The sequence below is a fragment of the Nocardia sp. NPDC050718 genome (assembly GCF_040654235.1).
In the GTDB taxonomy this organism is placed as follows: Bacteria; Actinomycetota; Actinomycetes; order Mycobacteriales; family Mycobacteriaceae; genus Nocardia.
The window spans coordinates 393,589-411,907 of the sequence record NZ_JBFAHQ010000005.1 but is presented as its reverse complement, the minus strand read 5'-3'; the positions used below and the strand labels follow the sequence as shown (position 1 = coordinate 411,907).

The window sequence follows — 18,319 nt, the reverse complement described above, 5'->3', positions numbered from 1 at the left end:
CCGGGGGCGAACCTGGTGTTGCCCCAGCGCTTTCACGCCAATGTCGAGATCCGCTGGTCGGACATGGACGTGTTCCAGCACGTCAACCACGCGCGGATGGTGACCCTGCTGGAAGAGGCCAGGATTCCGTGGCTGTTCGACGAGGACAAGCCGACGGCGTCGATGGGGCGGCAGGGCTGTGTGCTGGTCGACCTGCATGTGAAGTACCGGGGCCAGTTGCGGCACGAGGACACCCCGCTCGACATTGCCATGTGGGTCAAGCAGTTGCGGGCGGTCGATTTCACGATCGGCTACGAGGTGCGCGCCAGCGGCGCCGCCCCGGATTCGACACCCGCCGTCACCGCCACCACCCAGCTCGCCGCGTTCGACATCGAGACCCAGCGGTTGCGCAGGCTCAGCGACACCGAACGCGACTACCTGGCCCTGTGGCGGGCCTGACGTCCGTGAGCTCCGAACAGCGGGTGCTGCACGCGCCCGATCCGGCCGAACGCGAGAACCTGGCCACCTTCCTCACCCGGGCGACCCGGCTCGACGCGGCCGCCGTGGTCCGGTTGCGGCGGCGTGGTTCCAGTCTCGTCTCCGCTTGGGTCGCAACGGGTTTCGAGACGCTCGCGGTGCGCACCGTGACTGCCGAGCTCGGCGTCGACGATGTCACCGTCGGCGCCGACACGGTGCTGGCGGGGCTGCGCACCGGTCATCCGATCGACCTCGGCTACTCGATGGACTCGGCCTGGCGGGGCGCGCTGCCACCCGCCGAAGGCTTCACCCACGTCGACGATGTCCCGGCCCGGGCCCTCGTCGAGCTGGCCGAGCGCGGTGCCGATCTGGCCCGCGAGCACGGCGGTGCCCACGGCCCGCCCGCCTCGCTGCTCGACCAGTCGGTGCTCACCGTCACCGGCGCGGACGATCTGGCCGTCGAGGTCCCGATGCGCGTGGTCTTCGCCCTCACCGCCATGGATTTCATCCCGCACGCGGGGGAGAAGGCCGAATCGCGCCGCATCCAGCCCACGGAACTGGTCCGCGTCCGCGCCACCCGCACCTGGCTGCGCCTCGACGCCCGCTACGGTTCGGTCGCGCGTCGCCTCGGCGGCGGAATCCCGTTGTCGCCCAGCTGACGTCCGCGCTGTCCGGCGCGGTCGGGGGAATTGCGAGCCCGCGACGGATCAGACGCCGGTGGTGCCGTCGATGCGTTCGCGGAGGAGATCCGCGTGGCCGCAGTGGCGCGCGTACTCGGCGATCATGTGCGTGTAGATCCAGCGCAGACTGACCCGGCCGTCCAGGAACGGACTGGTGTCGTCCAGCTCGCGTGCGGCGCAGTTGCGGCGGGCCTGGGCGATCTCGTCGTGCCAGATCGCGACCGCCTTGTCGTAGGACGAGTCGTCGGTGAGGTCGAACCCGCCGTCGTGTCCCGCGGTGTCGGCGGCCGGGTCGTAGATCGGCGGCGCTTGCTCCCCGGCGAGGACCCGGCGGAACCAGTTCCGTTCCACCTCGGCCATGTGCTGGAGCAGACCGAGCAGCGTCAGCGTCGACGGCTCGGCCGCGATCCGCAACTGGGCATCGTCGAGTCCCTGACATTTGAGCGCCAGCGTCGCGCGATAGAAGTCGAGCCACGCCTCCGCAGTCGCGCGTTCATCGGCATCCAGGGGCGGCATCGGCCGTTCGATGGTGGTCACGGCCGACATGGTGCCAGTCCGGTCGGACATCATTTCCGTGTCGACAATGCGCCGCCGAGTGAAGCGGCGGTCGCCGCCGCCGGATCCGGCGCACGGCATCCGCGAGCACCCCTCCATCGCGGCGCCCGGTGGGGTGTTCGCCTGGACGGCGTGGCCCGGTGCGACGAGGACGTCGGTGGGCACCCGCGCGCACCTCGCCGTCGCGGCGCCCGGTGCGGTCACCCGGGCGGCGTGGGCCGGTGCGACGAGAACGTCGGTGGGCACCTGAGTGCACCCCGCCGTCGCGGCGCTCGGTGGGGTGTTCGCCTGGACGGCGTGACCCGGTGCGACGAGGACGTCGGTGGGCACCCGCGCGCACCCCGCCATCGCGGCGCCCGGTGGGGGTCACCCGGGCGGTGTTGCCCGGTGCGACGACACAGTCGGTGGACGCCCGCGAGGCGACGCGTCGTGAGCGGTGGCACCGGATGGTGGGCCGGGTCAGCGCACGCCGGCCAGGCGCAGGAGTGCTGTGGTCGCCGCGGCGGCGATCACGGTGACCAGCAGGGGAGCGCGACGCCAAGCGAGGACGCCGCCGACGCCGACTCCTGCGGGCAGCGCGATGCCCAGGTCACCGGAGCCGGTCGGGAGGGTGGCGGTTGCGACCAGCGCCGCGAGCAGGATCAGGGCACCGGTGTCGAGCAGGTGGATCGTCCTGGGCGACAAGCGGAGTCGATGCCGCAGGGCGGGGCCGGTCCAGCGCAGCGCGTAGGTGCCGACGGCGAGGGCGAGCATCGCGGGGAGCAGGTACGGGGTGTTCACGCGGCACACCGCCGCGGGGAGGTGGACATCGCTCGGGCCGGGGTTGGCGGTGGGCCCGGTGGAGTGGGCGAGGTCAGCATGGTTGTGCCGTCGGGGTGATGGTGTTCTCCGGTGGACGTAGCGCGAACACCAGGCCGAGCAGGGCGATCAGTACCGGCAGACCGGCGGGGACGAACGGGGCGGCGACCACGGCGAGAGCCGCGCCGACCAGGACCGGGCGCAGGGTGGCGCGGTCGCGCAGGGCGGGCAGGATGAGCGCGAGCAGGATGACCGGGAAGACCGCGTCGAGGCCGAGGGCCGAGGTGTCGGGGACGAGCGAACCGAGGGCGGCGCCGATGCTCGCGCCGAGCGGCCAGCTCAGGGCGACGCCGATGCCGCAGGCCCAGTAGGCGGCGCGCTTGCGCTCCTGGTCACCGGGCGCGGTCGCGAACGCGACCGACTCGTCGTTGAGCACGTGGATGCCGAGCACCCGCTGCCAGCCGCGGCCGAACACCTCCGGCGCGGACAGGCCGTACGGCAGGTGCCTGGCGTTGAGCAGCAGTCCGGCGACCACGGCGGCGAGCGGGCTGCCACCCGCCGCGACGATGCCGAAGAACAGCAGCTCGGACCCGCCGGCCAGCACGGTCACCGCCATCACGATCGGCATCCAGACCGGGAATCCGGCCGCGATCGTCGACGCGCCATAGGACACGCCGAAGAGGCCGACGGCCAGGCAGGCCGCGGCCACGGCGGTGAGGGTTCGCCGATCGAGTGTTCGCCATATCGAACGCATGTTTCTCATAATGAACGGGCCGGGTGGGTAAAGTCAACGCGACATCGCCAGCTCCCAGGAGGCGTAGATGGACCGGCAGGACCCGGTGACCGGACCACCCCAAGCGGTGATCGCGGCGTCGCTGCGTCGCGAACGCGCACGCGCGGGTTTGTCGCTGACCGAGGTCGCGAGCCGGGCCGGCGTCGCGAAATCGACACTGTCCCAACTGGAATCGGGCACCGGCAATCCCAGCCTGGAAACCCTGTGGGCACTGTGCGTCGCGCTGGAGATGCCGTTCTCGCGGCTGCTGGACCCGCCCCGGCCCAACGTCCAGGTGATCCGCGCCGACGAGGGCGCGCCGGTACCGTCGGCCGACGCGGACTACCGAGTGACGTTGCTCGCAGCCGGTCAGTCACACACCCGCTGTGACGTCTACCGGGTCGCGGCCGAGCCCGGCCACACCCGCCGCTCCGACCCGCACAACCCGGGCGTGGTCGAGCACGTGGTGCTGGCCGCCGGGCGCGCGCTGGTCGGCCCGGCGGACGAGCCCATCGAGATCGGCCCCGGCGACTACGTCCGCTACCTGGGCGATCTTCCGCACATCTTCGAGGCGCTCGAGCCGGGGACCTGGGCCTCGATGGTCATCGAGAGCCCCTGAGTCAGGCGGCTCCTTCGCCGAGGTACTGCAACCAGATCGGATCCAGGTCGGCGGTGGTGGACAGCAGCCGCCAGTGCGGGCCCTTGGGGGAGACCAGGGGATGGCGCAGCGTCCAGCCGAGCTCGGTGAGCATCTTGTCGGCCTTGCGGTGGTTGCAGGGGGCGCAGCTGGCGACGCAGTTCTCCCACGAGTGCTCGCCGCCGCGGCTGCGCGGGATCACGTGGTCGATGGTCTCGGCCTTGCCGCCGCAGTATCCGCAGCGATAGCGGTCGCGGTGCATGAGCGCGGCACGGGTCATCGGCACCCGGGCGCGATAGGGCACGCGCACATAGGTGCGCAGCCGGATGACGGAGGGAATCGCCACTTCGGCACCCGCCGAATGCAGGACCGGGGCTTCGGGGTTGTCGTGAACGGCGTCGGCTTTGGCGCAGATCAGCAGGACGACAGCACGGCGCGCGGACAGCGCGGTGAGCGGCTCGTAGGTGGCGTTGAGGAGGAGGACCCGGCGTTTGCGCCATGCGGCGGCGTCGTGGTCTCCGGCAAGGTGCAATGGCGCGGGGTGATGCGGCAGGTCGTGATGACCGTGTGCGCCCGGATGGTGATCGGACAAGATGTGCAGCGGAATGGCCCCCGAGCCACGATTGTGGACGTCGGCGGGCTGGAGTTGTCGGTGCGCGCGCGCCTCGTGTGACCGGGCGCCTGGTCGCTGCTTCATCTTGACCTCAATTTCATGATTGGCAGGATCATGTGGTATCTGGGGCCGATACTGCCCCCCAGTTGACCATGGTTCCGCCGGTATTGCACGGCTATTTTTCAAACTTTCGGGTGAACTGTGGTTGAAGGGCCGCGCGTTCGTGACCGCGGCTGCCGCCCGGCCGCCCGCCGGGCCATCGGGGCACAATGGAGGCCGTGACTTCAGGTGAGCAGACAACGACCTCGTTCTACGAAGCGGTGGGTGGCGCCGAGACGTTCCGCCGCATCGTGTCCGTGTTCTATCGCGAGGTCGCTGCCGACGAGATCCTGCGCCCGCTGTACCCGGAGGAGGACCTCGGCCCGGCCGAGCGCAGGCTGCGGATGTTCCTCGAGCAGTACTGGGGTGGTCCGCGCACCTACTCCGACGAGCGCGGGCACCCGCGGCTGCGGATGCGGCACCACCCGTTCGTCGTCGGCCCGCTCGAGCGCGACGCCTGGATGCGGTGCATGACCATCGCGGTCGGCGAGATCGAGCCGTCGATCCTGGACGACGCGCACCGCAAGCAGCTGATGGACTACTTCCAGATGGCGGCCGCCTCGCTGCAGAACGCGCCCGGCTGAGGGTGAGGGTGCCCCGCGTTCGCTGATGACCGGCAGGTGGCGCCGCGGTTTCGGCTCGATGCCGAGGTTTACCCCGGTGTTTCACCCCGGCGTGGCGAACGCTGGCGATTTGCCAGATTCGCAGAAAGTCTCGCGCCGTAGGAATATCCCGGGCAATCTTTGGCAATATTGCGGTTGTGACACAGACACCTGCCTCGCCGGTGCCGGGGGAAAACAGCACCGCTCCGTGGTGGACAACCGCCGTGTTCTATCAGGTCTACCCACGCTCGTTCGCCGACTCCGACGGTGACGGCGTCGGCGACCTGGGCGGCGTTCGCGAGAAGCTGGGCTACCTGGAGTTACTGGGCGTCGACGCGCTGTGGATCTGTCCGGTGATGCGTTCGCCGCAGGCCGACGGCGGCTACGACGTGGCCGACCCGCGCGACATCGACCCCCTGTTCGGCGGGCTGGCCGCCTTCGACGAGCTGATCGCCGAGGCGCACGACCGCGAGATCAAGGTGACGATGGACCTGGTGCCCAACCACACCAGCGTCGAGCACCCGTGGTTCGCCGCGGCGCTGGAGGCGGCGCCGGGCAGCCCCGAGCGGGCCCGCTATCTGTTCCGGGACGGCCGCGGCCCCGACGGCGCCGAGCCGCCCAACAACTGGCCGAGCATCTTCGGCGGCCCGGCCTGGACCAGGGTCACCGAGCCGGACGGCACGCCGGGTCAGTGGTACCTGCACATCTTCGCGCCCGAACAACCGGACCTGAACTGGGAGAATCCCGAGGTCGCCGCCGATTTCGAGAAGACGCTGCGGTTCTGGCTCGACCGCGGGGTCGACGGCTTCCGCATCGATGTCGCGCACGGGATGGCCAAGCCCGACGGGCTGCCCGACATGGCGAAGGTCGAGACCAAGATGCTGGTCCACGACGACGACGATCCCCGCTTCAACAATCCGGGCGTGCACGCCATCCACCGCCGCATCCGCACGGTGCTCGACGACTACCCGCACGCGGTGTCGATCGGCGAGGTGTGGGTCGACGACAACACCCGGTTCGGCGAGTACGTGCGCCCGGACGAACTGCACCTGGCGTTCAACTTCCGGCTGGCCGAGACCCCGTTCACCGCCGAGGGCGTGCGCGCGGCCATCACGCACTCGCTCGACGCGGTGAGCGGTGTCGGCGCCCCGCCGACCTGGACGCTGTCGAACCACGACATCGAACGCGAGGTCACCCGCTACGGCGACGGCCGGACCGGGGTGGCGCGGGCGCGGGCGATGATGATGGTCGAGCTGGCCCTGCCCGGCGCGGTCTTCGTCTACAACGGCGCCGAACTCGGCCTGCCCAATGTCGACGACCTGCCCGAGGACGCGCTGCGGGACCCGGTGTGGGAGCGCTCCGGCCACACCGAACGCGGGCGCGACGGCTGCCGGGTACCGATCCCGTGGGAGGGCGCGGCCACCCCGTTCGGCTTCACCACGGGCACCCCGTGGCTGCCGATCCCCGGCGACTGGGCCGACCGCACGGTGGAAGCCCAGCTGGAGACCCTGCATTCGACCCTGTCGCTGTACCGGCTGGCGATCGACGTGCGCGGCACGCGACCGGAGTTCGCGGGCGACCGGATCGAGTGGTACGGCAGCCCGGACGGGTGCCTGGCCTTCCGCAGGCCCGGGGGACTGATCTGCGTCCTCAACGCCTCCGACGGGCCGATCCAGCTGCCGCCGGGGGAGGTACTGCTGGCCAGCGCCCCGGTCGCCGACGACCGGCTGCCCGCGAACGCGGCGGCCTGGCTGGTCTGAGGAGGGCGGACACGCGGTTTCGGGAGTGCCGGAGGATGAACTACTACACAGCATCGTCTACCGTTGGTCCGTGAGCATTCTCGAGACAGTGCTGATCTTCGTCGGCATCCCGGCCGCGATCTACTTCGCGATCGCGGGTTTGTCCTATCTCGGTAAGCCATTCCCCGGCGAGAAGCCGGCCCACTTCGCGCTCGGGCAGAAGTGGACCCACCAGCCGGTGCTGTGGAGTGCTACCGATGAGGTGACCGCCGCGGCGGGTCACCACACCGCCGAGTCGCATGGCAGCCATGCGGCTCTCGACGCCGCGAACGCGGAGCTGATCGGAGGCCGGGCAAGTGGCAAGTTCTAATTGGCCTGCGGTGGTCGAAGCCGACCTGCCGCACGGATTCGCGCTGACCAGCAGCGGCCGCGTCTCGGGCGTGCACGAGCCGGGCACCGTCTTCGACGAGGTGCCGTTCACCGACCGTGAGCGCATCATGCTCGACAACGCGCTCACCGAGGCGACCCGCGCGACCAAGGTCCGCTTCAACATCTACCTCGGCGATCTCGGCAGCGACCCGGCGGCCGGCGCCGACGCGGTCCTGCCGAACACCCCCGAGGCGGCCGACTCGGTGCTCATCGCGGTCTCGCCGAACCAGCACGCCATCGAGGTGCGCTCCGGCGCCAACGTCGCCGAGCGTGCCAACGATCGCATCTGCCAGCTGGGCGTCACCGCCGCGCTGGCGTCGTTCCGTCAGGGCAACCTGATCGACGGCCTGATCTCCGCCGTCCGCGTGATGGCCGCGGCCATCGGCCGCTAGTTCGTTCTCCGCCGAACGGCGCGTTCACCTTCGGGTGAACGCGCCGTTCGTGTTTCCCGGCCCGGCGGCCCGCCGGAAGGTGTCCGGGCTCTGGCCGGTCCAGCGCCGGAAGGAGCGGCGCAGGGTCCGCGCGTCGCTGTAGCCGAGGCGGGCGGCGATGGACTGGACGGGGAGGTCGGACTCGCGCAGGAGCGCTTCGGCGCGCTCGCGGCGGGCGGCGTCGACTTCGTCGCGCCAGGTGGTGCCCGCCTCGGCGAGCCTGCGCTGGAAGGTGCGGGGGCTGGCGGCGAAGCGGGCCGCGACGGCGGGGAGTTCGAGCTCGCCCGCGGCGAGTTCGTCGAGGATCGCGGCGCGCAGCGCTTCCCGGTAGGTAGGGACGGGGCCGGAGGTGGCGAGGGCGAGCTCGGCGTGCTGCCGCACCAGGGCGCCCAGTTGCGGGTCGGTGCCGGTGGGCAGCGCGGCGACGTCGAGGAAGGTCAGCTGGGCGCGGGGGGCGCCGAAGTCGATCCGCCGGGTGCCGAAGACGTCGACGAGGTGCTGCCGGGTGGCGGGCGCGCGCCGGCTGAGCGCGACGTGCACGGGCGTGATCGCCGTGCGCGTGGCCTCGCGCATCCGCCGCAGCACCGTCGTCAGGACGAAGTCCTCGACCGGAGCCAGCAGCGGATCCGGCTCGATCGCGTCGAACCGCAGGACCAGCAGTCCGCCGTCCTCGCGCACGGTCCAGCCGACACCCGGATCGGTGACCAGTGCCCGCAGATCGAACGCGGCGCGGACGCTCTCGGCCAGGGTGGGCGCGCTGGTGAACAGGTAGTCCCATTCGAGCAGTTGTCCGCGCTCGGCGGCCGCGCCCGCGCGCAGCCCGGCGCCGGGACCGGCGGCCGCGTCGACGAGTTCCCAGATGCGCCAGGTCGATTCGGTGGGGATGCGGGACAGCCCGTCGGCGATGCCCGCGGGATCGGGGCCGGGCAGATGCCGCAGCTCGGCCTCGGTGACCCCGACATCCCGCGCGGTCGCCCGGATCAGCCGGGCGGTGCGTACCGGGATGGTGCTGTCGATCACCAGCGGATGCTAGTCCACGGCGGTCGTGGTGCCCCAACCGAATTTCCGGCCGGACGGGCTGGCGCGGAAAGTCCGCTGCGCGGCGTCGGCGGTCCGCCGTCGCCGCCCCGCCCGCGCCGTAGGTTCTGAGTACGCCGCGAAGGCGTTCCGTCGCCCATCCGAAAGTTTTCCCCCGAACCGGGAATCAAACACTCCGCTCTAACCTTCTATCTATTGTTAGATGGTTAGAGCGATGGCAGCCATCCTCACGAACCGAAAGGGCGAGCCCATGACCTTCCGCACCGTCCCGCCGTCCGGCCGTGCCGCGCACGCCCGATTCGGTTCGATCCGAGCGCGACTGGCGCCGCGGCGGGTCCGCGTCGTCACCGGGAGCGATGCCGAACGGGCGAAGGGGCAGTCGTGACCGGGCACTACGCGCAGGTCGCGTTCACTCCGCTGGTGCGTGCGCATCAGCGCACGCACGGCAGCCTGGGCAGCTACGAGCGGATGGCGCAGGTGCCCGAGGTCGCCGACCGGATCGGCCCCGACGAGGCCTGGTTCATCGGCGAGCGGGACAGTTTCTACCTGGCGACGGTCGGCGAGACCGGCTGGCCCTACATCCAGCACCGCGGTGGCGCACCGGGATTCCTGAAGGTCCTCGGTGAGCGCACGCTGGGCTTCGCCGATTTCCGGGGCAACAAGCAGTACATCAGTCGCGGCAATCTCGACCACGACGACCGGGTCTCGCTGTTCCTGATGGACTACGCCACGCAGACGCGGATGAAGATCTTCGGCCGGGCGCGGGTGGTCGAGGCCGCCGACGATCCGGACCTGATCGCCGCGCTCACGATCGAGGGATACCCGGCGCGGGTCGAGCGCGCGGTGCTGATCGAGGTCGAGGCATTCGACTGGAACTGCCGCCAGCACATTCCGCCGCTGTTCCCGCGCGCGGCGGTCGCCGAGGCGATGCAGGTCCTGCGGGATCGGATCGGCGAGCTGGAAGCCGAGATCGCCCGCCTGCGAAGCGATTCCGAAGATAGGAGGTGACGGCATGCGACGTGAACACCTCGCCTGGGCCGGACTCTCAGCGATGACGGTGTCGTTCGGGCTGAACTTCACGATGGGCGTGTTCTTCGCGCCGACCGCCGCCGTGTACGGCGTCTCGGCGACAGCGCTGGCCGTCGCCGCCGCGCTGGGCACCGCGGTCACCGGGCTGGCGCAGCAGGGCATCGGCAGGCTGCTCGACCTGTTCGGGCCCAAACTCGTGCTGATCGGCGGGCTCACCCTGATCTCGAGCAGCTACCTGGTGCTGGCCACGGTCACCGAGACCTGGCAGTTCGTCGCGGCCTACATGGTGCTCGGCGGCCTCGGCTTCGCGTCCTCCTCGACGCTGACCGTGACCACCCTGCTCGGCCGGGCGCACGGCGCGCAGGCCGGACCCGCCATGGCGCGCGCGGCGATCGGCATCAATCTGGGTCAGCTGATCACGCCGTGGGCGGCCACGGCGCTGTTCGAGCCGATCGGCGTGCGCGGCACCTTCGCGCTGCTCGGCGCGATCGGCCTGGCCGCGACCGCCGTGCTGTGGCGGTTGCTGCCGACGGATCAGCGGGCGGCGACGATCGCCGGTGCCGGGGAGTCGCTGGCCGATCGGTGGAAAGTGCTGGTGTCCTTCGGGTTACACGCGGCGACCCTGTACGTGGTGGTGCTGATGCTGCCCAAGCACGCGGTGGAGCAGGGCTGGTCGGTGGCGGGCGCGGGCAGGCTCGTCGCCCTGGCCGCTCTCGCGGCCGGACTCACCTCGGCCGCGATGGTGCGCCTGTTGCGGCGTTACCCGCCGGAACCCCTGCTGCGGGTGCTGTATTCGGTGCGCCTGGCCGCCCTGCTGCCCGCCGTGTTCGTCCCCGGCCCGCAGGTGCTGGTCGTGGTGGCCGTGCTGTTCGGCATCGCCTCGTTCCCGGTCATCCCGCTGACCATGGCGATCCTCTCGCGCGGCCTCGACCCGGCCCGGATGGGCCGCACGCTCGCCCCGGCCTGGGTGATCCACCAGCTCGCCGCCGCCACCGGCCTCGCCGTGGCCACCGCGGTGCACGCCCTCACCGACAGCTACCGCGGCTATTTCGCGCTCGGCCTGGTCTTCACCGTCGCCGCCGCGGCCCTGATCACCCCGGTTCGCCGCCGCGAACCGGTCACCGCCTGAAAGGAACACCCCGATGACCGAGCTTCCGGCGATTCCGGATTCCGCGCTGGTGGCCGAGGCCACCGAGCTGGTCCGCACCGCGGCGAGCCCGCTGATCTACCACCACTCCCGCCGCGTCTACTACTTCGGCGCCCTGCGCGGGGCGGCGTCGGGCCTGCGCTACGACCCCGAGATCCTCTACGTCTCCGCCATGTTCCACGACCTGGGCCTGACCCGGCGCTACCGCTCCGGCAACCAGCGCTTCGAGATCGACGGCGCCGACGAGGCCCGGCGCTTCCTGCGCGCGCACGGCATCGCCGACTGCCTGGCCGAACTCGCCTGGACCGGCATCGCCCTGCACACGACCCCGGAGATCCCCCTGCACATGGCGCCCGAGATCGCGCTGGTCACGCGCGGCGTCGAGCTGGACGTGCTGGGAATCGGCTACGACGCGATCTCCGACGGACAGCGCGACGCCGTGGTCGCCGAGCATCCCCGCCCCGACTTCAAACGCCAGATCCTCGCCGCCTTCACCGACGGCATCCGCGACCGCCCCGACACCACCTTCGGCACCGTGAAAGCCGATGTGCTGGCCCATTTCGTCCCCGGCTTCCGGCGCGGCGACTTCGTCGAGGTCATCCAGAACTCCGCCTGGTCCGAGTAAACACCCACCGAGAAAGAGAGATCCATCATGAGCCAGATCCGGCACAACACCGTCCAGATCCAGGGCCACACCGTCTTCTACCGCGAAGCGGGCAACCCGGACCGTCCCACTGTGCTTCTGCTGCACGGCTTCCCGACGAGCTCGGCCATGTTCCGCAACCTGATCCCGGTCCTCGCCGAGGACTACCACGTCATCGCGCCCGACCACCTGGGCTTCGGCCAGTCGGCCGCGCCGGGTGTCGACGAGTTCGACTACACCTTCGACGGGCTCACCGACATCACCCTCGACCTGCTCGACACCCTCGGCATCGATCGCTTCGCGATCTACATCCAGGACTACGGCGCCCCCATCGGCCTGCGCATCGCCTCGCGCAACCCGGAGCGGGTCACCGCGATCATCACCCAGAGCGGCAACGCCTACCTGGAGGGCTTCACGCCGTTCTGGGAGGTGCTGTTCGCGCACGCGACCGACCGTGTCACCCATGAACCCGAGGTGCGCAAGCTGCTCGAGCTCGACGCCACGAAATGGCAGTACACGCACGGTGTTCCGGCCGACCGGCTGTCGCTGGTCAGCCCGGACACGTGGACTCTCGACCAGGCCTACCTGGATCGTCCCGGCAACAAGGAGATCCAGCTGCAGCTGTTCTTCGACTACAAGAACAACCTCGACGGCTACCCCGCGTTCCAGAAGTACTTCGCCGAGCATCGCCCGCCGACCCTGATCACCTGGGGTGAGCACGACGAGATCTTCGGTGCCGACGGTGCCCGCGCCTACCTGAACGACCTGCCCGACGCGGAACTGCACCTGCTCGACGCGGGCCATTTCGCCCTGGAGACGCACGGACCGGAGATCGCCGCGCTGATCCGCGACTTCCTCGGCCGGACCCTGCGCTGAGCCCGACGGACGGCCGGGCGACGTGCGGCGCCCGGCCGTCCACGCGGCATCGAGTAACCTGATCGGCGGTTTACCGGTCGCGCGGGGCGGCCGTTCGGTGGCAGTGGGGGGAACATGCAGACGGGAATCGCCCGGGTGATCACGGCCGCCGCGGTGGCCTGTCTGGCCTGGCCCGCCGCGGCCTGCGCGCCCGACACGGCGAGCGCGGCCGAGGTCGTGGGAGCGCCACGGTCGGACTTCTATTCGCCACCCGCGGAATCGATTCCGGGCCCGCACGGGTCGGTGATCCGGACACAGCCGGTCACCGGGTCGCAGGCGGTACCGGGCGCCCGCAACTTCCTGGTGCTCTACCGATCGGTCGACGCGCAGGGCCGACCCGTCGCTGTGTCGGGCACGCTCGCCGTGCCGGAGGGGACGCCACCGGCGGGCGGCTGGCCGCTGCTGTCGTGGGCACCGGGCACCAACGGCGTCGCCGACGCGTGCGCGCCCTCGCGCACCGAGGGGTCGTCACCGGGCCGGGACGACCAGGCCCGCTGGGTCGCCAAGGGCTACGCCGTGGCCAGAACCGACTATCTCGGCCTCGGCACGCCGGGCAACCACGGCTATCTGATCGGCGAGACCGAACAGCGGGCGATGAGCGATATCGCCACGGCCGCACGCGAAGTCGACCGGACCGTCGGCACGCGCTGGGTGGCGATGGGGCATTCGCAGGGCGGGCACGCCGCCCTGTTCGCCGCGAGCGCGGCGGGCGGATGGGCGCCCGGCGCGGAACTGCTGGGCGCGGTCGCGCTGGCACCCGCCTCGCACCTGGGTGAACAGATCAGGATGGCGAAGTGGGCGGTGTCGAATCCGCTCGGCAAGCTCGGCACCGGGGACGTCTCGCTGTACGTGCCGCTGCTGGTGCGCGGCGCGCAGACCGTCACCGATGTCGATCCCGGCCGGTTCCTCACCGGGCGCGCGGTCTCGATGCTGCCGCTCGCCGACTCCGAATGCACCGCGGGACTACGGGATCGGAGCAAGTGGGGCGGGCTCTCGGCGAAGGACGTGTTCACGAAGGACGGTGATCTGTCCGGCCTGCTGCGGGTCCTCGACGACAACGATCCCAGCGCTTTGCGTTTCGCGGCGCCGGTGCTGGTCCTGCAGGGCCGCTCCGACATGACCGTGCCGCTGAAGTCGACCGACGCGATGGTGGCCGAGCAGCAGCTCAACGGCCAATCCGTCGACTACCGCAAGTACGACGACGTCGACCACAGCGGCATCGTGGCGGCGTCCTTCGCCGACGCGCTCGGCTGGGTGGACACCCGCTTCGGCATCACCCGCTGAGTTACGCCCACAGCAGAAGAACCGGGTGTGTCGGGACCGGTGTCCCTACCCTCGACGTATGGGCGAACACAGCGGGTTGCGGGTGATTCCGGGCGGACGCGGCGAACGGCGGCCGCGCCCCGAACCGTTGTGGCGGGAAGCACTCGGTGAGCGGCTGCGGACCCTGCGGCTCGAGCAACGCTCCACGCTCGTCGACACCGCCGGTCGCGCCGGCATCTCCCCGCAGTACCTGTCCGAGGTCGAGCGCGGCCGCAAGGAGCCGTCCAGCGAGATGATCGCGGCGCTGGCCGGCGCGCTCGACACCTCGCTGAGCGATCTGGTCGCCCAGGTGGCCGAGTCGCTGCGCGGCCGGGTCCCGGCCAGGGCTGTCGTCGTCGGCGGTGACCGCGGGATCGGCACGCACACGCAGCCCGCGCCCGTGCAGAACTCGTTCGCGCCGAACGCCGTGCTCATGGTGGCCTGAGCCGGGCGGTTACGCCGTCCGGACCGATTCGAGCAGGCTGCGCAGCAGGTCGACCAGCGCGCTGACCGGCATCTCGGGGTCGATCGCGCGCTGCACGCCGAGACCGATACCGAGCGAGAGCAGCTGCACGGCGGCGTCGTCGGCCGAGATCGGCAGCTCGAAGCCCATCTCGTCGGCCTGGACCTGGATCAGCGAGCCGAGTACCGCGGTCATCGACCGCCTGCGCGCCGCCAGCTCGGTGCGCACCTCCGGCATGTGCCGGGTGCTGGTGGCGAATTCGACCTCGAGCGCCGTCCAGCCGACATCACCGATGTTCTCGTCGGCCCAGCGCGCGAACCCCTCGATCCGCTCGGTCATCGTGTCGTGGCTCAGGACCGCCTCGCTGAGCGAGTGCGCGCGCTCCACGTGCACGACATCGATCACGGCCAGGCCCAGTTCGTGCTTGGTGGCGAAGTTCGAGTAGACGGCGCCCTTGGAGAAGCCCGCCTCGGCGGCCACCTTCTCGAGGGAGGTCACGTTGTAGCCGTCCGCGAGGAAAAGTCGCTTGGCGGTCTCGACCAGTCGTTCGCGGGTCTGAGCGTGCGATTCCTTACGTGTCATCCGGGCGGCCACGGCAAAAGTGTAGCAAGTCGGGGTACCGCTGGAATTCGAATACCGTTAGTATCCGAGTTATGACTACACGACGTGGCCTCGCCATCGGGTGCGGCGGCATCCTCGGCTTCGCCTGGACCGCGGTCGCCCTCGACGCCGTCGAACAGGCGCTCGGCTGGGATGTCCGCACCGCCGACGTACTGATCGGCACCTCAGCGGGCGCCGAGATCGTCGCCGCGCTCGGCGCGGGCCGAACCCCGGCCGACCTGCTCGCCGCGCTCGACGGCGCGCCCGGTGCCGATCCGGTCCTGGCCCGGCATGTGGCCGTCGACCCAGGGATGACGCCGCCGATACCCGGCCTCGGACTGCCCGGTCTCGGGCTGATCGGCGCCGGCGTGCGCGGCGGATCGGTCTACACCGCGCTGGCCGGACTGCTGCCCAAGGGCCGCGGTGACGCCGACTGGCTGCGCGCCTTCGGCCGGGCGCTGACCCCGCGCGGCGGGTGGGTCGACCATCCGGCGACCTGGCTGGTCGCCGCCGACCCGCGCACCGGCGAGCGGGTCGCCTTCGGGTCACCGAGCGCGCCGACGGTCGACCTCGGGACCGCCATCGCCGCCTCCTGGGCCATCCCCGGCTGGTTCCCGCCGGTGCCGGTGCGCGGCCGCCCGTTCGTCGACGGTGGCGCGGTGTCCTCGGTGTCGGCCGACCTGCTGGCCCCGCTCGACCTCGACGAGGTGGTGGTCGTCGCGCCGATGACCACCGAGGGCGGCGTGCCCGCCACCGGCCTGAGCCGGGTCGAACGACTGCTGCGCGGCCAGATGACGCGCGGCCTCGATCGCGAGGTGGCGCTGCTGCGCGCGCGGGGCACCCGGGTGATCCGGGTCGAGCCCGGCCCCGCCGAGCTCGCGGCCATGGGCGCCAACTTCATGGACTCCGCCCGGCGCCCGGCCACCCTGGCCGCCGCCCGCCGGGCCGTCCCCGCCCGGGTCGCCGACGCGATCCGGACATCCGCTGTCGAAGGAGAAATCGTATGAGTCACCACGACGTGGTCGTGATCGGTGCGGGCATCTCGGGTATCTGCGCCGCCATCAAGCTCGCCGAGGCGGGCGTCGAGGACGTCGTGATCCTCGAGAAGGCCGAGACCTTCGGCGGCACCTGGCGCGCCAACACCTATCCGGGCTGCGCCTGCGACGTCCCCTCGGGCCTGTACTCGTTCTCCTTCGCGCCCAACAGCGAATGGTCGCGGTTGTTCGCGACCCAGCCCGAGATCCTCGCCTACGTCGACCGGGTCGCCCGCGACAACGGTCTGGCCGCGCGCACCCGCTTCGGTGTAGAAGTGCTCGGCGCGAGCTGGGACGACACCGACCGCCGGTGGCGCCTCGACACCAGCACCGGGGAGCTGACCGCCCGGTTCGTCGTCTCGGCCGCGGGCCCGTGGAACGAACCGCGCTTCCCCGACATCCCCGGCCTGGCCGAATTCCCCGGCGAGGTCTTCCACTCCGCGCGCTGGAACCACGACTACGACCTGCGCGGCAAGCGCGTCGCCGTGGTGGGGACCGGCGCCTCGGCGGTGCAGTTCGTGCCCGCCATCCAGCCCGAGGTCGCCGAGCTGCACCTGTTCCAGCGCACCGCGCAGTGGGTGCTGCCCAAGCTCGACCATCCGGTGCCCGCCGTCGAGAAGCGGGTGATGCGCAGGCTGCCGTTCGCGCACAAGGCGTTGCGCTCGGTCGAGTACGGGCTGATGGAAGCGCTCGGTGTGGCGTTCCGCAATCCGCGGCCGCTGATGCAGACCGTGCAGAAGGTCGGCTCGGCGTATCTGCGCGCGGTGGTGCGTGATCCGCAGCTGCGCGCCAAGCTCACCCCCGACTACCTGCTCGGCTGCAAGCGAATCCTGTTCTCCAACAGCTACCTCCAGTCGCTCACCCAGGACAACGTCGACGTGCACGCCACCGCCGTCGCCGAGTTCCGCGGCAGCACCGTGCTCGGCGCCGACGGCAGCACCGCCGAGGTCGACGCCGTCATCCTGGGCACCGGCTTCCACATCCTCGACACCCCGCTGGCCGACATCGTGCGCGGCGCCGACGGCCGCACCATGGCCGAGCACTGGCAGGGCTCGCCCGAGGCCTACCTCGGCACCGTCACCACCGGTTTCCCGAACGCGTTCACCGTGCTCGGCCCCAGCCTCGGCACCGGCCACTCCTCGGCCTTCGCCATCCTGGAGGCGCAGGTCGACTTCCTGGTTTCGGCGATCGCGAGTGCCCGGCGCCGCGGCTGGGCGATCCTGGACGTGCGCCCCGAGGTCCAGGCCCGCTACGTCGACCAGGTGCAGGCCGCGCTCACCGGCACCGTCTACAACGCGGGCGGCTGCCAGAGCTACTACCTGGACGCCAACGGCCGCAACAGTTTCAGCTGGCCCTGGTCCACCGGCGAACTGACCCGCCGGGTCAGCGCCTTCGACCCCGACGACTTCAGCATCACCCACGACGACGAGATGGCGGTACCGGCATGAGCTACCCACGGATTGATCTGGACGGCGCGCTGGTCGCGATCACGGGCGCCGCGCGCGGCATCGGCCTGGCCACCGCCGCGGCCTTCGCCGCCAGGGGCGCCTATGTCGCGCTCGGCGATCTCGACGAGGCGCTGGCGGTGCAGGCCGCCGACGGACTCGGCGACCGGGCGATGGGCCATGTCCTCGACGTCACCGACAAGGGCTCCTACGCGGCGTTCCTCGCGGCCGCCGAGACCTGGCGCGGCGCACCGCTGGACGTGCTGGTGAACAACGCGGGCGTGATGCCCAACGGCGCCTTCCTCGAGCAGGCCGACCGGATCGACCAGCTCACCATGGACGTCAACGTCTACGGCGTCATCCACGGGATGCGGCTGGCCCTGCCCGGCATGGTCGAGCGCGGCTACGGCCACGTGGTGAACGTCGCCTCGCTCGCGGGCAAGTTCCCGATCAAGGGCCTGGCGGTCTACAACGCCAGCAAGTTCGCGGTGGTCGGGCTGACCGCGGCGACCCGGCTGGAGATGGACGCCACCGGTGTGAGCGTGAGCGCGGTGCTGCCCTCGGCGGTGCGCACCGAACTCAGTTCCGGCATCGACTACGGCATCCTGCCCGCCGTCGATCCCGAGGACATCGCCGCCGCCGTGGTCCGCAGCGTGAAGTCCAGGGCCGCCGAGATCGCGGTGCCGTCCTATGTCGGGCTGATGGCCGATGCCGCCGGGCTGGTGCCCGAGCCGGTGATGCGGGTCTTCCGCAAGGCCGCCCACGACGACGCCGCGATCACCCGGGTCGACGACAACGTGCGTCGTGCCTACCTGGACCGTATCGAAAAGCAGTGAGCCACCGCTGAATCGGGGCCGTCGGCTGTGACGGCGCTGGACCGGGCTGTGCGCGG

Annotated in this window: 22 protein-coding genes; 16 read left to right on the top strand and 6 right to left on the bottom strand. The window is 71.1% G+C overall.

What is annotated here, in order from left to right:
• Window positions 1–12 precede the first annotated feature (12 nt).
• Together AB0H54_RS24655 and AB0H54_RS24650 are read left to right on the top strand one after the other, a co-directional pair.
• Complete coding sequence (locus AB0H54_RS24655; RefSeq protein WP_357348486.1) at window positions 13–438, top strand: thioesterase family protein; 426 nt, start codon at window positions 13–15, stop codon at window positions 436–438.
• A 5-nt stretch (window positions 439–443) separates the two neighbouring features.
• A complete protein-coding gene (locus tag AB0H54_RS24650) occupies window positions 444–1,115 on the top strand; it encodes a hypothetical protein (protein WP_357348181.1) in 672 nt (223 codons plus the stop codon).
• A 48-nt stretch (window positions 1,116–1,163) separates the two neighbouring features.
• Here the strand turns inward: AB0H54_RS24650 and AB0H54_RS24645 are convergent, their stop codons facing one another.
• The 3 genes from AB0H54_RS24645 to AB0H54_RS24635 all read right to left on the bottom strand — a co-directional run bounded on the left by AB0H54_RS24645 (window position 1,164) and on the right by AB0H54_RS24635 (window position 3,243).
• Window positions 1,164–1,652, bottom strand: coding sequence for a DinB family protein (locus tag AB0H54_RS24645; protein WP_357348484.1), 489 nt, complete (start codon window positions 1,650–1,652; stop codon window positions 1,164–1,166).
• A gap of 498 nt (window positions 1,653–2,150) precedes the next feature.
• Window positions 2,151–2,471, bottom strand: coding sequence for an AzlD domain-containing protein (locus tag AB0H54_RS24640; protein ID WP_357348179.1), 321 nt, complete (start codon window positions 2,469–2,471; stop codon window positions 2,151–2,153).
• 73 nt (window positions 2,472–2,544) lie between these two features.
• Window positions 2,545–3,243, bottom strand: coding sequence for an AzlC family ABC transporter permease (locus AB0H54_RS24635; RefSeq protein WP_357348177.1), 699 nt, complete (start codon window positions 3,241–3,243; stop codon window positions 2,545–2,547).
• Between the two features lie 67 nt (window positions 3,244–3,310).
• Here AB0H54_RS24635 and AB0H54_RS24630 point away from each other — a divergent pair, with 67 nt between their 5' ends.
• Window positions 3,311–3,880, top strand: coding sequence for an XRE family transcriptional regulator (locus AB0H54_RS24630; protein WP_355276977.1), 570 nt, complete (start codon window positions 3,311–3,313; stop codon window positions 3,878–3,880).
• A 1-nt stretch (window position 3,881) separates the two neighbouring features.
• Here AB0H54_RS24630 and AB0H54_RS24625 read toward each other — a convergent pair whose 3' ends face one another.
• Complete coding sequence (locus tag AB0H54_RS24625) at window positions 3,882–4,595, bottom strand: HNH endonuclease (protein ID WP_255588610.1); 714 nt, start codon at window positions 4,593–4,595, stop codon at window positions 3,882–3,884.
• Between the two features lie 185 nt (window positions 4,596–4,780).
• On the opposite strand from AB0H54_RS24625, the gene AB0H54_RS24620 reads away from it, so the two are divergent.
• The 4 genes from AB0H54_RS24620 to AB0H54_RS24605 all read left to right on the top strand — a co-directional run bounded on the left by AB0H54_RS24620 (window position 4,781) and on the right by AB0H54_RS24605 (window position 7,772).
• The gene (locus AB0H54_RS24620; protein ID WP_355276981.1) at window positions 4,781–5,194 is read left to right on the top strand and encodes a globin; all 414 of its coding nucleotides are present in this window, start codon (window positions 4,781–4,783) and stop codon (window positions 5,192–5,194) included.
• 176 nt (window positions 5,195–5,370) lie between these two features.
• The gene (locus AB0H54_RS24615; RefSeq protein ID WP_357348174.1) at window positions 5,371–6,972 is read left to right on the top strand and encodes a glycoside hydrolase family 13 protein; all 1,602 of its coding nucleotides are present in this window, start codon (window positions 5,371–5,373) and stop codon (window positions 6,970–6,972) included.
• 70 nt (window positions 6,973–7,042) lie between these two features.
• A complete protein-coding gene (locus AB0H54_RS24610) occupies window positions 7,043–7,321 on the top strand; it encodes a hypothetical protein (RefSeq protein WP_355276987.1) in 279 nt (92 codons plus the stop codon).
• Entirely contained in the window at window positions 7,308–7,772 is a 465-nt protein-coding gene (locus AB0H54_RS24605) for a DUF5130 domain-containing protein (RefSeq protein WP_357348172.1), read from the top strand. Before AB0H54_RS24610 ends, AB0H54_RS24605 begins: the two co-directional genes overlap by 14 nt.
• A gap of 24 nt (window positions 7,773–7,796) precedes the next feature.
• Here the strand turns inward: AB0H54_RS24605 and AB0H54_RS24600 are convergent, their stop codons facing one another.
• Window positions 7,797–8,831 (bottom strand): helix-turn-helix domain-containing protein, encoded by a 1,035-nt coding sequence (locus AB0H54_RS24600; RefSeq protein WP_357348170.1) that lies wholly within the window; start codon window positions 8,829–8,831, stop codon window positions 7,797–7,799.
• Between the two features lie 399 nt (window positions 8,832–9,230).
• Here AB0H54_RS24600 and AB0H54_RS24595 point away from each other — a divergent pair, with 399 nt between their 5' ends.
• The 6 genes from AB0H54_RS24595 (at window position 9,231) to AB0H54_RS24570 (ending at window position 14,330) form a co-directional block, all read left to right on the top strand.
• Window positions 9,231–9,857: a pyridoxamine 5'-phosphate oxidase family protein gene (locus AB0H54_RS24595; RefSeq protein ID WP_357348168.1), complete on the top strand. Its 627-nt coding sequence runs from the start codon at window positions 9,231–9,233 to the stop codon at window positions 9,855–9,857.
• A gap of 4 nt (window positions 9,858–9,861) precedes the next feature.
• Window positions 9,862–11,007, top strand: coding sequence for an MFS transporter (locus AB0H54_RS24590; RefSeq protein WP_357348166.1), 1,146 nt, complete (start codon window positions 9,862–9,864; stop codon window positions 11,005–11,007).
• Window positions 11,008–11,020: 13 nt separating this feature from the next.
• Window positions 11,021–11,650 (top strand): HD domain-containing protein, encoded by a 630-nt coding sequence (locus tag AB0H54_RS24585; RefSeq protein ID WP_357348164.1) that lies wholly within the window; start codon window positions 11,021–11,023, stop codon window positions 11,648–11,650.
• 27 nt (window positions 11,651–11,677) lie between these two features.
• Window positions 11,678–12,544, top strand: a complete 867-nt coding sequence (locus AB0H54_RS24580) for an alpha/beta hydrolase (protein WP_357348162.1) — start codon at window positions 11,678–11,680, stop codon at window positions 12,542–12,544.
• Window positions 12,545–12,658: 114 nt separating this feature from the next.
• Complete coding sequence (locus AB0H54_RS24575) at window positions 12,659–13,867, top strand: lipase family protein (protein WP_357348160.1); 1,209 nt, start codon at window positions 12,659–12,661, stop codon at window positions 13,865–13,867.
• Window positions 13,868–13,925: 58 nt separating this feature from the next.
• Window positions 13,926–14,330, top strand: a complete 405-nt coding sequence (locus AB0H54_RS24570; protein ID WP_357348158.1) for a helix-turn-helix transcriptional regulator — start codon at window positions 13,926–13,928, stop codon at window positions 14,328–14,330.
• A gap of 9 nt (window positions 14,331–14,339) precedes the next feature.
• On the opposite strand, the gene AB0H54_RS24565 is transcribed toward AB0H54_RS24570, so the two are convergent.
• A complete protein-coding gene (locus tag AB0H54_RS24565) occupies window positions 14,340–14,942 on the bottom strand; it encodes a TetR/AcrR family transcriptional regulator (protein WP_357348156.1) in 603 nt (200 codons plus the stop codon).
• Window positions 14,943–15,001: 59 nt separating this feature from the next.
• Between AB0H54_RS24565 and AB0H54_RS24560 the strand changes: the two genes are divergently transcribed.
• Genes AB0H54_RS24560 through AB0H54_RS24550 form a run of 3 tightly spaced genes read left to right on the top strand, consistent with a single transcriptional unit; the run spans window position 15,002 to window position 18,263 of the window.
• Window positions 15,002–15,955 (top strand): patatin-like phospholipase family protein, encoded by a 954-nt coding sequence (locus AB0H54_RS24560; protein ID WP_357348154.1) that lies wholly within the window; start codon window positions 15,002–15,004, stop codon window positions 15,953–15,955.
• Complete coding sequence (locus AB0H54_RS24555) at window positions 15,952–17,430, top strand: NAD(P)/FAD-dependent oxidoreductase (protein WP_355277012.1); 1,479 nt, start codon at window positions 15,952–15,954, stop codon at window positions 17,428–17,430. The genes AB0H54_RS24560 and AB0H54_RS24555 overlap by 4 nt, the downstream gene beginning before the upstream one ends.
• Entirely contained in the window at window positions 17,427–18,263 is an 837-nt protein-coding gene (locus AB0H54_RS24550) for an SDR family oxidoreductase (protein WP_357348152.1), read from the top strand. Before AB0H54_RS24555 ends, AB0H54_RS24550 begins: the two co-directional genes overlap by 4 nt.
• Window positions 18,264–18,319: the final 56 nt, after the last annotated feature.